At 36.8% G+C, this 15566-nt stretch carries 12 protein-coding genes; 6 read left to right on the top strand and 6 right to left on the bottom strand.

What is annotated here, in order from left to right:
- Positions 1 to 114 precede the first annotated feature (114 nt).
- On the top strand, positions 115 to 1314 hold the full coding sequence (locus D0T85_RS10765; protein WP_163213127.1) for a uracil-xanthine permease family protein: 1200 nt from the start codon (positions 115 to 117) through the stop codon (positions 1312 to 1314).
- Positions 1315 to 1426: 112 nt separating this feature from the next.
- On the opposite strand, the gene D0T85_RS10760 is transcribed toward D0T85_RS10765, so the two are convergent.
- The 3 genes from D0T85_RS10760 to D0T85_RS10750 all read right to left on the bottom strand — a co-directional run bounded on the left by D0T85_RS10760 (position 1427) and on the right by D0T85_RS10750 (position 3821).
- Positions 1427 to 2539 (bottom strand): glycosyltransferase family protein, encoded by a 1113-nt coding sequence (locus D0T85_RS10760; protein WP_163213124.1) that lies wholly within the window; start codon positions 2537 to 2539, stop codon positions 1427 to 1429.
- A 218-nt stretch (positions 2540 to 2757) separates the two neighbouring features.
- On the bottom strand, positions 2758 to 3399 hold the full coding sequence (locus D0T85_RS10755; RefSeq protein WP_163213122.1) for a SagB/ThcOx family dehydrogenase: 642 nt from the start codon (positions 3397 to 3399) through the stop codon (positions 2758 to 2760).
- A gap of 2 nt (positions 3400 to 3401) precedes the next feature.
- Positions 3402 to 3821 carry a Fur family transcriptional regulator gene (locus D0T85_RS10750; RefSeq protein ID WP_163213120.1) on the bottom strand — a complete coding sequence of 140 codons (420 nt, stop codon included), beginning with the start codon at positions 3819 to 3821 and terminating at the stop codon, positions 3402 to 3404.
- Positions 3822 to 4065: 244 nt separating this feature from the next.
- On the opposite strand from D0T85_RS10750, the gene D0T85_RS10745 reads away from it, so the two are divergent.
- Positions 4066 to 5997: an NAD(+) synthase gene (locus D0T85_RS10745; protein ID WP_163213118.1), complete on the top strand. Its 1932-nt coding sequence runs from the start codon at positions 4066 to 4068 to the stop codon at positions 5995 to 5997.
- A gap of 127 nt (positions 5998 to 6124) precedes the next feature.
- Here the strand turns inward: D0T85_RS10745 and D0T85_RS10740 are convergent, their stop codons facing one another.
- The 3 genes from D0T85_RS10740 to D0T85_RS10730 form a co-directional block, all read right to left on the bottom strand.
- The gene (locus tag D0T85_RS10740) at positions 6125 to 7027 is read right to left on the bottom strand and encodes a sugar phosphate isomerase/epimerase (RefSeq protein WP_163213116.1); all 903 of its coding nucleotides are present in this window, start codon (positions 7025 to 7027) and stop codon (positions 6125 to 6127) included.
- Positions 7027 to 7875, bottom strand: coding sequence for a DUF1080 domain-containing protein (locus tag D0T85_RS10735; RefSeq protein WP_163213114.1), 849 nt, complete (start codon positions 7873 to 7875; stop codon positions 7027 to 7029). Before D0T85_RS10735 ends, D0T85_RS10740 begins: the two co-directional genes overlap by 1 nt.
- A gap of 91 nt (positions 7876 to 7966) precedes the next feature.
- On the bottom strand, positions 7967 to 9445 hold the full coding sequence (locus tag D0T85_RS10730; protein ID WP_203558457.1) for a Gfo/Idh/MocA family protein: 1479 nt from the start codon (positions 9443 to 9445) through the stop codon (positions 7967 to 7969).
- Positions 9446 to 10265: 820 nt separating this feature from the next.
- Between D0T85_RS10730 and D0T85_RS10725 the strand changes: the two genes are divergently transcribed.
- The 4 genes from D0T85_RS10725 to D0T85_RS10710 all read left to right on the top strand — a co-directional run bounded on the left by D0T85_RS10725 (position 10266) and on the right by D0T85_RS10710 (position 15566).
- Complete coding sequence (locus D0T85_RS10725; RefSeq protein ID WP_163213161.1) at positions 10266 to 12725, top strand: glycoside hydrolase family 9 protein; 2460 nt, start codon at positions 10266 to 10268, stop codon at positions 12723 to 12725.
- Between the two features lie 34 nt (positions 12726 to 12759).
- The gene (locus D0T85_RS10720) at positions 12760 to 13572 is read left to right on the top strand and encodes a ThuA domain-containing protein (protein WP_163213111.1); all 813 of its coding nucleotides are present in this window, start codon (positions 12760 to 12762) and stop codon (positions 13570 to 13572) included.
- Between the two features lie 109 nt (positions 13573 to 13681).
- Entirely contained in the window at positions 13682 to 14230 is a 549-nt protein-coding gene (gene rfbC, locus D0T85_RS10715; RefSeq protein WP_163213109.1) for a dTDP-4-dehydrorhamnose 3,5-epimerase, read from the top strand.
- 22 nt (positions 14231 to 14252) lie between these two features.
- Positions 14253 to 15566 (top strand): UDP-glucose/GDP-mannose dehydrogenase family protein, encoded by a 1314-nt coding sequence (locus D0T85_RS10710; protein ID WP_163213107.1) that lies wholly within the window; start codon positions 14253 to 14255, stop codon positions 15564 to 15566.

Raw genomic sequence — 15566 nt, 5'->3', positions numbered from 1 at the left:
GCGAAGTTACATAAATAACAAAAAATAAGGAGTCTTTTGTTCACTTTTTACAGATAAATAAGGGAAGAATGATATGAAAGAATTACTTTTGCTAACAGAATCAAAAAGAATATAATGGATACTAACAATCTTTCACCTCTTCGCAAAGGAATTGTAGGAGTGCAGTTTCTTTTTGTTGCTTTTGGAGCAACAGTTCTTGTGCCTCTGTTAGTCGGATTAGACCCGGCCACAGCTTTATTTGTAGCCGGTATCGGTACACTAATTTTTCATTTAGTAACCAAAGGTATTGTTCCCATATATCTTGGAAGTAGTTTTGCATTCATCGCTCCCATGGTTAAAGCAACCGAACTGTATGGCATGCCAGGTACTATTGGTGGGCTGATAGGGGTAGCACTTGTTTATTTTATAATGAGCGCTATTGTAAAATGGAGAGGAGTTGGTTTTATTCAGCGGTTGTTTCCACCAGTAGTTATTGGTCCGGTTATTATTTTAATCGGTTTATCCTTGTCGGGTACTGGTGTAAATATGGCAAAAGAGAACTGGGTGTTGGCCTTGGTGGCTCTTCTTACTGCTATTGTGGTTTCGATATATGCAAAGGGTTTATTGAAACTGATTCCTATTTTCTGTGGAATAATTGTTGGTTATGTTGTAGCCCTTATCTTTTTTGATGTTGATTTTTCAGGCGTACGTGAAGCAGCATGGTTTGGATTTCCGCAGTTTGTGTTTCCAACATTTTCGTGGGAGCCAATTCTGTTTATGATACCAGTTGCCATTGCTCCTGTTATAGAGCATATTGGTGATGTATATGTTGTGAATACAGTTGCCGGAAAAGATTTTGTGAAGAACCCGGGATTTCACCGTACATTTTTAGGAGATGGGTTAGCCTGTCTTTTTGCTTCGTTTGTTGGAGGACCTCCGGTAACAACCTATTCAGAAGTAACAGGGGCAATGGCTCTAACTAAGGTTACCAATCCACAGGTTATTCGCATAGCTGCCGTAACAGCGATTCTTTTTTCTGTAATAGGTAAAGTAAGTGCGCTTTTAAAATCTATACCGGGTTCTGTATTGGGAGGAATTATGCTTTTACTTTTTGGAACAATTGCCAGTGCAGGTATATCTAATATGATTCATAATCGTACAGACCTAAATGATACCCGGAATATAATTATTGTGTCTATTACTCTTACTGTAGGTATTGGTGGAGCTGTGTTTACATGGGGAAACTTTTCGTTATCCGGTATTGGATTGGCCGCATTAACAGGCGTTTTACTAAACCTTGTTCTGCCACAAACAAAAGAGATCGAAAAGGGCTAGTGTTATGCCATGAGGGTGTGTCAAAAACCGATTGGAGTTTTGACACATTCTCCCTCTATTGATCTGTATTATTGCTTTAACTCCAATTAACTCCTTCCATTCTTGAATAAAGTTAGCGATTGAAACTAAATGCTTTTTTGGGCGATCTAACCTCTTCTAGTTCTTGTAGAATAATCTGTTCACTCTTATTTACCCACTTCACAAAATTCTGGTGTTGCACTTCCGAATTCTTTAAATAAAGAAGCGGTTCGTGTGTGTTGCCAACAGCTATCGTTCCGCCACCGGCGCAAGCAGCTAGGAAAGCATTACATTTCTGAATTATATTTCCCGGCATAATAATGAAAGGTTTACCCAGATACATCGTTTCGCAGATAGACTCATAACTACCAGTGTTAACGCTGATTTTGCATTCGGCTAAATAATTCAGATAGTTTATTTCGTCGAACTGATGCAGGAAAAGGCTTTTATCAATTTCGCATGTTTGGATAGCATCTCTTTTCTTTCTAAACAAATGCATCGGTATTTCAGGATGACGAGTATGAAACTCCATTAATGGACGAATTTGATTATTTCTTCCTAAATACCCATGTACAAAGTCACCCTTTTCGGCCTTTTCGGGTTGTAGAGACATAATTTCTTGCCGAAGCAACGGAGGAACTACAGCTATTCGGTTTCCCCAGTCGTCGGGAACTTCTTCAACCGATAATCCCAAACATTTACTGGACCCCATGCAAGTAACACTGGTAAGGAAGCGTAAGAATGATAGTTTATAAGGTGAATTTATATCTAAAGCCAGTTCACGATTCAAATATAAATATTCGTGTCCAATACATACAGAAGGAATGCTTTGGGGCATAAATCCATATAGAAGTCCCGAAAGAGGTTCGTAGAAATTCAGAACCATATCCGCTTCTGAATTTACAATGCGTTGATATATATAACGCATACTTCGCACATATTCCGGAATATCAAGTACACTGAGAAACATTTTTTTAGACATATACCACCAGGATTTACCCGGTGCAGGAAGTATGTTAGGGCTTAAAAACCATTTAACAGGCGATTGCACATCACGGTTAAAAAAGCCGGGTAACGGTTTATATGAACTTTTTCCAACAAGTATCTCTACCACATCATGTCCGTTACGCAGTAATATTTCTTCTAAAGCCAGTGCCTGGCTACAATGTTCTCTTCCTTCTCCTTGTACTACAAATAAAAATTTCATAGGTTTATGGTTATTAAATACGCAATATGAGGCTTCATAGAAAAATTTTTCATCCAAAGATAGTTTTTTTCAATGTAAATGCTACATTTTATCTATTACTATTTTAATGAACAAAAAGGAATTTTTAATGTTTCTCTTAAAGAAGATATTATCTTCGTGTTCGTTGTACAAGGAAATGTTTTGGTTGATGTAATAAAACAAAACATGTAATTTAGGAGTTATTTAAAATATCCTACCGGATGATTAATTATAGGCGATTGTGCATCGGTTAATCCTAATGTTGTTTTTAGTGTAGCATGTTCCATCGAAGCTCTTGGTACAGTGGCAAGCTTAGCTGCTGCACAGAAAATAGAGATATTTTGCGAAACAATGCCAACATCGACAGCGCCCATGGCTTTTACTCGCTCGTTTTCGGGTTCTCCTAAACGAGAGAAATCACTGACTAATACCAGCGACACAGGTGCTTGTAATACAAAATCTTGTTTACCGGCAACCAAAGCCCGATGATCGCCTTCTATTATAAGATTTAAAGAATGATTTGCAGCGTCGTATAAATATGCCCCTTTAGCCATAATTACATATACATCAACATCCTGTTTGTTCATAGCAGAAGGTGCTGTTCTATTTCCTTCTTTGGGGCGATTAATTCCGTTTGCTGCCCAAAGCATATCTCCTAAATCTGCCAAAGTTAATTCTTTATCCGAGTATTCTCGTGTGGATTTTCTTTCAGACAGAGAATTCATAACCGTTGAAGGACGATTCATGTTGGGCGAAGGTAATTTAATAACCTTCTCGGTCGATGCGGCACAAGATGTAAAAGAGATCATAAAAAGCAGTAGAAGTAATTGATTTTTCTTCATATTTAATCATTTTGTGATGTTTTAAGACATTTTTTGCATATACCTTTATAATAATAATGTATTTCTGTAACGTTATGCCCCATTTCCTTTAGTGTATTCATGTCTTTTGAAGACATTTCGTGTGGAAGATCGGATATGCTGCCGCATTTTTTACAGAGGAAATGAGCATGCGGAGTCATTTTTATATCAAAACATGCATTTTTATCGTCAATAGTAAGGATCGTTACGGCTCCTTGTTCTGCAAATAGTTTCAACGTATTGTAAACAGTAGTTTTAGACAACGTCGGAATGAAAGGTGATAAAGCCTTGTAAATATCTTCCACAGTAGGATGATTACAGTTCTTTAAAAGATAGTCCATAATAGCCATTCTTTGAACAGATGGCTTAATTTTAAATTCTAATAGTCGGTCAAATGCGTTCATAGCTTTAATTTTTTTGTATAAACCCCGAAATAGTCGTTTCACTGCAAAGATAATAATTATGTCAATCTAATCAAATAAAAAATAAATATTTATCAACAGTATTTAGGTGTGCAATAATTATCGAAGTATGAACTTATAGATATGCAAAACTTCAGGGTTATACTATATGTGTTGTTTTAAAGTAAACTATATTTGTATTTGGAGATTATTTCCTATTTTTGTATTCATTTTTAAATGTAAAAACATGAATTACGGATTTGTAAAGGTAGCGGCTGCTATTCCCCGTGTAAGTATTAGTGATTGTCTTCTTAATGCAAAAGAAATTGAACGTTTAATTGCATTAGCCGAAGATAAAGGAGTACAGATAATAAATTTCCCGGAGCTAAGTATTACAGGATATACTTCGGCAGATTTGTTTTTTCAGCATTTATTGTTAGAAGAAGCTGAGGTTGGACTTATGCAGATTCTGCACAACACGCGTCACTTAAATATTGTATCTATTTTAGGAATGCCTGTAAGTGTTAATTCTGTTATATATAATACAGCTGTTGTAATTCAGAAAGGAAAGATTCTTGGGGTAGTTCCTAAAACCTATCTTCCTAATTATAAGGAATTTTATGAGCAAAGATGGTTCTCTTCGGTTAATGTATTATCCGAAAAGCATATACGTTTATGCGGACAGGTTGTACCCATCGGTAAGAATTTACTGTTTGAAGCATCGAATACAACTTTTGCTATTGAAATTTGCGAGGATTTATGGTCAACCATACCACCAAGTTCTTATTTAGCTCTTCAGGGAGCAGAAATCATATTCAACCTCTCGGCTGATAATGAAGGTATTGCTAAGCATAATTATTTGTTGTCGTTAATCAGTCAGCAATCTGCTCGCTGTTTAGCCGGTTATGTTTTCTCATCAAGTGGATTTGGTGAATCTACTACCGATGTTGTGTTTGCCGGAAATGGTTTGATCTTTGAAAATGGAACTTTATTGGCCCGGAGCGAGCGCTTTAGTTTAGAAGAACAACTTATTATTAGTGAAATAGATATTGAACACCTTCGTACGGAACGCAGGGTGAATAAAACATTTGCAGCCAGTAAAGGCAACATTAATGTAGACGAACCTATAAGAATCTCTGTTGAAACAGAAGCCAAGGAGATTGAAATTACCCGTAAAATATATTCTCTTCCATTTGTTCCTTATGGTAATGAACTAAAAGAACGTTGCGAAGAGATATTCGCTATTCAAGTAGCTGGCTTGGCACAGAGAATAACACATACGCATTTAAATTCTGTTGTAATTGGTATCTCCGGAGGGTTGGATTCAACATTGGCTTTATTGGTTTGTGTTAAAACATTCGATAAGTTAAAGCTGCCAAGAAAGAATATTCTTGGTGTTACAATGCCAGGTTTTGGAACTACCGATCGTACTTATCAGAATGCGTTGAATCTGATGGAAGTATTAGGGATAAACACACGGGAAATTAGTATCAAAGAGGCATGTATTCAGCATTTTAAAGATATAGGTCATGATATTAATATTCATGATGTAACTTATGAGAACGGTCAGGCTCGCGAACGTACACAGATTTTAATGGATATTGCCAATCAAGTCAATGGCCTTGTTATTGGTACAGGAGATTTGTCTGAGTTGGCTTTAGGGTGGGCTACTTATAATGGCGATCATATGTCTATGTATAGTGTTAATTCAAGCATTCCTAAAACATTGGTTAAATACTTGGTTAAATGGGTGGGCGAAAACGAAATGGATGGTATTGCTGCTAAAACCCTACTCGACATTGCCGATACTCCGATTAGTCCGGAATTAATCCCAGCTAAGGACGATGGCGAGATAAAACAAAAAACAGAGGATTTGGTAGGGCCTTATGAATTACATGATTTTATTATGTATTACTTTCTAAAATACTGCTTCCGTCCGTCTAAAATATATTTCCTGGCTCAAAAAGCTTTTGGAAATAAATACGATAATGAAACGATAAAGAAATGGCTTTATACTTTCTTCCGTCGTTTCTTTAGTCAGCAGTTTAAGCGTTCGTGTATGCCCGATGGTCCTAAAGTTGGTAGTATTACGCTCAGTCCCCGTGGCGATTGGCGTATGCCAAGTGATGCAAGTGCTGCAAGCTGGTTGCGCGAAATAGAAAAGTTAGAGATAAAGTAGATAAAGGTAATAGAGTAGATAAAGGTGATAAAGGTAATAGAGTAGATAAAGATAATAGGTAAAATAAAAGGTAATAAAGCATCTACTCTATTACCTTTATTTACTTTATTATCTTTATCTACTTCATTTAGATATAGCTTTCTTTTACCAAAGAACAGTTTTGTAGGTATTCAAGACTCTTCTTTACGCTTTCGGTTGGTTCGAAATTATATTTTTCTACCTCAATAATCAGGTGTTTAACTCCGGCGGTATCGGTGTTTTTGAAAATAGCATCAAATCCTACCATACCACTTTGGCCTAACTCTTTGTTATCTTTAACGTGAAGTACTTCAAAGCGTCCAGGGTATTTATTGAAATAGTCAACTGGACTTGCAGCCCCTCTCACTACCCAATATACATCCATTTCGAAGAGAACTAAAGCTGGATCTGTATTCTGGATCATGTAGTCGTACATAACCACTTCGTTTTCGCCGTTTTTAATTTTCACGAATTCAAAAGCATGATTATGATAGCCAAACTTCATGCCGTTCTCTTTACACTTTCTTCCTATTTCGTTATAATATTCGCAATACGTTTGCAAATCTTCTATTGTTTTAGGTACTTCCATCGAAGGAGTTACAATGTATTTCATACCGGCAGCTTTATGGGCAGCAATACATTGGTCCCACCAAGCAGTTGTTTCGTCCGAATATTTTTTCGATTTCAATTCATCAGCCGATAATCCTCTACCAGTGTGTGAAGATAGAGCGTATACTCCAACCGCTTCCAGATCGGCTTTGAATGCTTCGGGAGTTTTTCCGTAGAATTTGCCATCTCCATATCCGGCAGCTTCAACAGATGTAAATCCCATTTCGCCAACTTTCTTTATGGTACCATCGTAATCGTCAGAAACTCCATGTCTTAATAACGAATAAAGTTGTACAGCGATATCTTTTTTTACAGGCTCAATTGGTTGAGCCTGTTCTGTTTTAGGGGCGTTGCAACTAGCCATAAACAATGGTAGTGCTGCAAATAATAAAAGTTTTTTCATTAGTCGAGAATTTTTACGCGAATGTTACGGAACCAAACATCGTCACCATGATCTTGAAGACCAATATAACCTTCTCTCTTTTCGCCACCTACATTGTTTAGTAATTCAAATGCTAAAGGCCATGCTTTTTCACTGAATTTACTTGCTTGTAGCATATCGGTCCATTGTTGAGTCCAAAGGTGGTATTCTACTACATTTTTATCATTTTGTCCGTGAATAACAGTTCCTTTATATACCATGATTTTGGCTTTGTTCCATTCTCCAAATGGTTTTGAATTTTGAGGTTCAGCAGGAATCATATCATATAACGACATTGATTTTCTGTTACCATCAACACCTAACTTAGCATCCGGATGATTTTCATTGTCTAGTACTTGCGCCTCAGGAGCCGAGATATAGATTGGTTCTAATCTTTTGTTTCCTTCGTCGTCAGTACTATATATTTCCTGAGCTAAATAAAAAATACCCGAATTACTTCCCTTTGCTACTTTCCATTCAAGTTCCAGTTCAAAGTTTTTAAACTTATGTGCAAAGATCAAGTCTCCACCATCACCGGCTTGTGCTTCACCACCACCATCACCATTAAATTTGATGGCGCCATCTTCAATAACCCATTTGCTTGGCACTCTATCTTTTCCATATCCACGCCATCCTGTAAAGGTTGAATCATCAAAGATTGTTATATAACCATCTTTATCTATAGGAAATGCAAGACTATCGGTTTCAGCTTTTTCGGGAGCAGAAGAATAAGAAAGATTTATCGTTTTTGGAGCTTGAGTGCCACCATCACAAGAGGCCAGTGATGCTGCAATAACAACACTGCTAATTGCCAATGCTAATTTTTTCATTTGATTATTTTATTTCTTTAATAGTTATAATAAAACACAGATAACGAGTTACAAAATGTTCGTAACCCGTTACTGTTATTAATTGTTTAATTTATCGGGGCATATCAGGTAATTTCCAACCGTCGCGATAGGTATGTTTAATGAGTTCTTTAGCAAACTCTTCGGCATTATACGGATCGGTAACCTTATTATTAAAGGTTGGGTGTCCGTCTTTTATACGGAATCCATCTTCAATAATAGTTTTAATGGTTGCGTCTTTAGGTATATTGGTAAATCTCATGTTTGCTCCATCCCATTCCAATACCTGATTCAGAGCTTGCAATCTAACTGCCAGTACACCCATTACTACCATTTCGTTCAAAGGTCCGGCTTCGCTGAATGGAGACGCTGTTTCCACACGGTTAGCAGCACTTTCTTTACATGCACGCACCCAGTCCATTTGATGTCCTTCTTTTACTTCGCGCAACACTTTTGGAGCGTTTGGAGTACGACCCGATAGTAAATATGGGTTAACGCCATAACAACCACAAATAAGTGTGTCTTTAGTTCCGTGGAAAATTACACCACCACCCGAATCATTCATGTCTTTGTTAGCAGGTAATCCTTTCGGACGCATTGGTTTCAAACCACCATCGTACCAAATTACTTCTACCTCGGGCATAGATACTTTAGGCATATTGTCGCGGGCAGGGAAAGTAAAGCTTACCATTTGAGCGTTAGGAGCACAATCAGTAAGTAACTGAGTTGAACTACCTTGTACTTTAGTAGGATATTGAAGTTTCAACGCTTTAGATACTGGTTGAAGGATATGACATGCCATATCACCAAGAGCACCTGTTCCAAAATCCCACCATCCACGCCAGTTCCATGGAGTGTATATAGAATTATATGGTCTGAATGCAGCCGGTCCAATAAATAAGTCCCAATCTAAGCCTTTAGGAAGTTTTTCTGATTTGTCCGGACGTGGTAAACCTTGTGGCCAAATAGGACGGTCGGTAAATGCTTCTACTTTTGTAATTTCACCTATTTCACCATTCCATATCCATTCACAGATTTTGCGTACACCTTCGCCCGATGCTCCTTGGTTACCCATTTGGGTAGCTAATTTATATTTGTCGGCTAACTTAGTTAACAAACGCGATTCGTACACAGTGTGCGTAAGTGGTTTTTCTACATATACGTGCTTTCCGGCTGTCATTGCATCGGCTGCAATAATAGCATGAGCATGGTCGGAAGTTGCTACCATAACAGCATCGGCCTTGCTCAATAGTTTGTCGTACATTTTGCGGTAGTCCTGAAACTTCTCTGCATTTGGAAAGTGGTTGAATACACCGTTTTTGGAAGTATAGCCCCAGTCAACATCGGCCAAACCAATGATGTTCTGGCTTTCCATACCTTTAAGTACGCCAAAACCGCGTCCTCCAACTCCAACACCAAGGATGTTTAATTTATCACTTGGGGCAACGTGCCCAAATTTGCTACCAAACACAGTGCTGGGTACAACTGTGAGCCCAATAGCAGCAGTAGCTCCTGTTTTCAGGAATTTTCTTCTTGACATGTTAGATGCCATAAATACTTTGTTTTTAGTTGTTAATACTTATATCTATATAGAGTTTTGCCTCTATATTCTGTGGTTAGGTACTCAAAAAAATACCCGAGGGCAAATATATTAATTTTTAATTAATACTAAAGGATGTGAGTTTATATTTTATAGCATTATTTTGAGATTCCTTGTATATACGAGTCGTTTCGTTAATTTTTCCAAATTTCTGTGGTATACCTTTATATAAACCGAAGGGTCGAAGCTATATACTTGTTGCTAAGAAAATAAGTAGCCAAACCCCATAAATTAACTTCGAATTGCGCACAAAATAACTATTTTTACTGCTGTTCCTAGATGGGCTTTCTATAAACAGCCAATTAGCTGTTTATAGAAAGCTATTAGGTTGTTTATAAAAAACCGATTGGCTGTTTATAAGCAACCAATAAAAATACAGCACATTCAAAAGTTAAATACAGCACTATTTGAAGTTAATTTCTACAGTATTTGAAGTTAAAAACACGAGGTACACAGAAACACGGAGCTTTTCCTTGTGCTGAACACAGAGGCTTCGCTTTTGTCATACAATAATTCAAAAATAGGCCAACGGCCTTATAAAAGTCTGTTCAAAGAAATATCAGGAGCAAAGCTCCTTAGGAGTTATAGCTCTAAGATTTCAGAGCATCTAAAGCTTTAACTCCTTTAACTCCTAGCGAAGCGATAACTCCTTCCATTCTATAGTATGAATAATGTAGGTTTGATAGTTTTTAGAGTATAATTGCCTGTTATTAAACCTAACTCTACCGAATAATGGATAATATTGCAAACGAAGACAAAAGTAAAATACATGATGAAAATTGTAACTATCACTTCTTTTTTAATCCTTTATTGTGGGTTGTCTACTTATGCTCAGTTGCATATTACTCCAGACTCAAATTTGGAAAAGCAGATTCTCGAAACGGGTTTCATACATAGTCCATTACCTTTAAATACAGAAAATTCATTTGAAACAAACGAAATGAAGAAAAACATTCTGTACAGTAAACCTCTTTGCGATAAAGAAAATCCGGATTGTTGGGTACATTCCGGATTGGGCAATATGGTGTATACTAAAGATAAAACTATATCGGGTAATGGTAGCTTGAAGTTGGAGTTTCCAACCAATACAGGTAAACGAGCAACAGGATCTCCTTCCGATCCAGATTATGCAACTTATGGTAGCAGTAAAGTTACCTATATTATAAAAGGTGAAAACTGGGAAAAATATAACCGGATAGTTTTTTCTATTTATCCGGATTGTGATGGTGCGCGTGTTGTAAATATGAACTTATCGTTCGTAAATAACAACTCACAATCAAAACCGGGTTATAATTCACCCAGTGGTTCACATTTAATAAATCTAAAGAATAAGCAATGGAATCATTGTTTTCTTGATATTGCTGAGTATCAACGAGATAAGGTAATGAGTATTAGCTTTGATACATCCCTGAAAGGAAAAGATAGAACTACCGGCGATTGGGCAACTTATTATATTGATAAGATAGAGTTGCAGCAGATTGAAGAACCCGAAATTGTAAGTGGATGGGTGCCGGGAGAAAATAAAATAATTTATTCAAGTTCGGGGTATTCAATCAACAGTAATAAAACTGCGATTTTAAGTGGGAATAGAGAAGAAAAACGTTTTCAACTGCTTAATGCAACCAATAATGAAGTAGTTTATGAAAACAATACAAAACAGGAAAAAACATCTATTGGCGAATTTAATGTAATTGACTTTTCTTCATTCAATAATCAGGGAGTATATAAATTGAAGGTAGGTGAATTAGTAACTCCTTCATTTTTAATAAGCGAAAGGGTATGGGATAATTCTCTTTGGCGTGTGTTGAATTTCATTTTCTGCCAACGTTGTGGATATGCTGTTCCTGGTATACATAGTACCTGTCATATTGATTTATGTTCAAAACATAATGGAAAATCGATATCCTATGCAGGCGGGTGGCATGATGCCGGCGATTTATCACAGCAAACACTTCAAACAGGCGATGTAACTTTTTCACTTCTTGAGGCATATAATAAATTAAAGGACAGGAATACCCCTCTTGCCATGCGATTGTTGGAAGAAGCCGAATGGGGATTGGAGTTTATGTTGAAAAACCGTTATGGCGACGGATACCGGGCAAGCAGTGTAGGATTGCTTATCTGGTTAGATGGTATATTTAGTACACAAGATGATATTTCGACAGTTCGTGTACAGAATCTGGCATTCGATAATTTTTTGTATGCAGGATATGAAGCCTATGCAGCAATGACAATTAATCGTGATCCGATGTTGCAGGAATATCTTCAAAGAATAGCAAAAGAAGATTTTGATTTTGCTATTGAAAAGTACAAAAAAGATGGCTATGGTGGTTTCCTTCATTTCTATGAGCATAGTTATAATACTTCCGAAAGCCAATATATGGCAACCATTTCATGGTCGGCTAGTATGCTTTACAAATTAACTGGTGAAGAGTATTATGCACAGCTAGCTGCCGAATATATACGATATACATTAGAATGTCAACGAAAGGAACCTTTGAAAGATAGAAATAAAACTAAAGGATTTTTCTATAGAGATAAATCACGGCAATCTATTGTACATTACAATCATCAATCGCGCGAACAAGTTTATATGCAAGCAATGACGTTATTGTGCGAAACTCAACCCAATCATTCGGATTACAATAAATGGGTAGAATCTATTCAATTATATGGAAATTATTTGAAAGGTTTAATGCAATATACTGCTCCTTATGGAATGGTGCCAAGTGGTGTATATCATATCGAGGAATATAAAGATATAAAAGGGTTTAATAGTTTGCACCTTTGGCCACCTGCTAACGCCAACGAATTGTATATAGAACAAGTACAGAAGGGTGCAAAGCTGGATAAAGAACATTATGTGAAACGTTTCCCTGTATGGTTCAGTATATTTAACGGCAATACAGCCATTCATTTAGCAACAGGAAAATCAGCTGCAATATGTGGTAATTTCCTGAAAGATGAAGAATTACTCAATGTTGGTTTGGAACAACTATACTGGACAGTTGGAAAAAATCCGTTCGGACAATCACTTATATATGGCGAGGGGCATAATTATCCGCAAATGGATAGTTTCTCATCTGGCGAAATGGTAGGGGAGATGCCTGTTGGCATTCGCACCTTGGGTAATGACGATGTTCCTTATTGGCCGCAAACCAATAACGCATGTTATAAAGAGGTATGGGTAACGTCGGCAGGTAAATGGTTATCACTAATAGCAGAGTATTAAAATGTTACTATAACGAATAAATAAATTAAAAATTATGAAGAACTGGAAGTACAGTATTTTATTGCTGATTTTTATGTGTGCATCAATGTTGAATGCACAGACCCCCGATGGTTATCCTGCTAATTACGCAAATGCACCTCGTTTCAAAACATTGGTGTATTATACTCATCATGCCGAAGGTGCCCATGTGGAGTTTGCTTTGCAAGGAATTGAGTTTTTTAAGAAATTAAATTATGGTAATGGATTTATTTTAGATATTACCGAAAGTCTGGCCGACTATCCTTACGAAAAGCTGAAAGAGTATGATATAGTTGTTATGCTCAATGGTTATCCCAACAGTAAAACCGAACGCGATGCATTTGAAGAATACATGGAAAACGGTGGTGGATGGATGGGATTTCATGTTGCCGCATATAACGATAAAAATACTAAATGGCCCTGGCTTGTAAACTTTTTGGGTGGTGGTGTGTTCTATTGTAACAATTGGCCGCCTCAACCGGTTTTGGTAGAAGTTGATAATCCAAATCATCCGATAACTAAAAACCTTCCGGCTTCTTTTGTAGTACCAGCCAGTGAGTGGTATCAATGGAATCCCAGCCCCAGAAATAATAAGGATGTAGAAGTATTGCTCTCTATTTCTGAAAAGAATTATCCGTTAGGTATTAAAGATGTTGTGAACTTCGGAGATTTTCCAATTGTGTGGACAAATAAAAACTATAGAATGATTTACCTTAATATGGGTCATGGCGACGAAGAGTTTACCGACGCTACACAAAATCTTCTTTTTATAAATGCATTCAGATGGGTTTTAAGTATAGATAAAAAGGGAGATCCTTTCAAAAAGTAAAATTATTATAGAAATAATCTTCACCCGGATGTAATTCCTTTACATTCGGGTGTTTTTGTTGAATGTGAAGAAATTATCTATCTTTGTTCCCAATAAAAACGTTAGAACAATGAACTATATTCAAACAGAAATTGATGGTGTATGGATTATACAACCTAGAGTTTTCTCAGATACCCGCGGCTATTTTATGGAATCGTTCAAAATGGAAGAATTTCAAAAGAATATAGGACCGGTTAATTTTATTCAAGATAATGAATCGCAATCATCCTATGGGGTATTAAGAGGATTACATTATCAAACAGGTGAATTTAGTCAAGCCAAATTAGTTCGTGTTATTCAGGGTAGGGTGTTGGATGTTGCTGTGGATATGCGAAAATCGTCTCCCACATTTGGCAAACATATAAGTGTTGAGTTAAGTGAAGATAATAAACGTCAGATATACATACCTCGTGGGTTTGCTCATGGCTTTTTGGTGCTAAGCGAAAAAGCTATTTTTACTTATAAAGTTGATAATGTGTACACACCTGCTGCCGAAAGAACTTTGCTGTTCAATGACCAAGCTTTAAATATTGATTGGCCAATAGGAGAGTTCGACTTAATTCTTTCGGAAAAAGATAAATTAGGGAAACCATTTGGTAATGCTGACTCTTTTGAATAATTTTGAATAAAAAATTACTGATATGAATATAGCTATTGTAGGAACCGGTTATGTTGGTTTAGTTACAGGAACCTGTTTTGCCGAAATAGGGGTAAATGTAATTTGTGTAGATACCAATAAAGAGAAAATTGAAAATTTGCAAAAAGGAATTCTTCCCATCTATGAAAATGGACTCGAAGATATGGTTTTGCGTAATCATAAAGCAGGAAGGCTACATTTTACTACTTCGTTAGAAAGTGTACTAGATGATGTAGAAGTAGTTTTCAGTGCAGTTGGTACCCCACCGGACGAAGATGGAAGTGCCGATCTGAAGTATGTACTGGAAGTAGCCCGCACTATTGGCCGGAATATGAATAAATATCTTTTAGTTGTTACCAAAAGTACGGTTCCTGTAGGAACAGCAGCAAAGGTAAAAGCAGCTATAAAAGAAGAACAGAAGAAAAGAGGAGTTGATATTGAGTTTGATATAGCCTCAAATCCCGAGTTTTTGAAAGAAGGAAATGCTGTTGACGATTTTATGAGCCCCGACCGTGTTGTGGTAGGAGTAGAAACCGACCGTGCCGAAAAACTAATGTCCAAACTATACAAACCATTTTTATTGAATAACTTCCGGGTAATTTTTATGGATGTTCCTTCGGCAGAAATGACCAAGTATGCAGCAAATTCAATGTTGGCTACACGTATTAGTTTTATGAATGATATAGCTAATCTTTGTGAATTGGTTGGAGCCGATGTGAATATGGTCCGTAATGGAATTGGTTCCGATTCGCGAATTGGCCGTAAATTCCTGTATCCCGGAATTGGCTATGGAGGTTCTTGTTTTCCTAAAGATATAAAAGCCCTTATTAAAACTGCCGAACAGCATGGATACGAGATGCGGGTACTCAAAGCAGTAGAAGATGTAAATGAAACTCAGAAAAGTGTATTGTTTACTAAGTTACAGAAATATTTTAATGACGATTTAAAAGGTAAAACTATTGCTTTGTGGGGACTATCATTTAAACCGGAAACTGATGATATGCGCGAAGCACCTTCTTTAATACTTATTAATAAGTTACTTGAATCGGGGTGTAAAGTTCGCGCTTATGATCCGGCTGCAATGGACGAAACCCGCAGAAGGTTGGGTGATTCTATTTATTATGCTAATGATATATATGATGCTGTTTTAGATGCAGATGCTTTATTGCTTGTTACAGAATGGAAAGAGTTTCGTTTACCGTCATGGCCTGTAATAAAAAAAGCGATAAACCAGCCTGTTGTTTTCGACGGACGAAATATCTACGATAAAAAAGAAATGGAAATCCTGGGATTTTATTATACTTGTATTGGAAAATAG

It is taken from the genome of Bacteroides sp. 519, from assembly GCF_010500955.1.
GTDB lineage: Bacteria > Bacteroidota > Bacteroidia > Bacteroidales > Bacteroidaceae > Bacteroides.
Note: the sequence above shows the minus strand (reverse complement) of the source record. Positions and strands in the feature narration are given on the sequence as shown.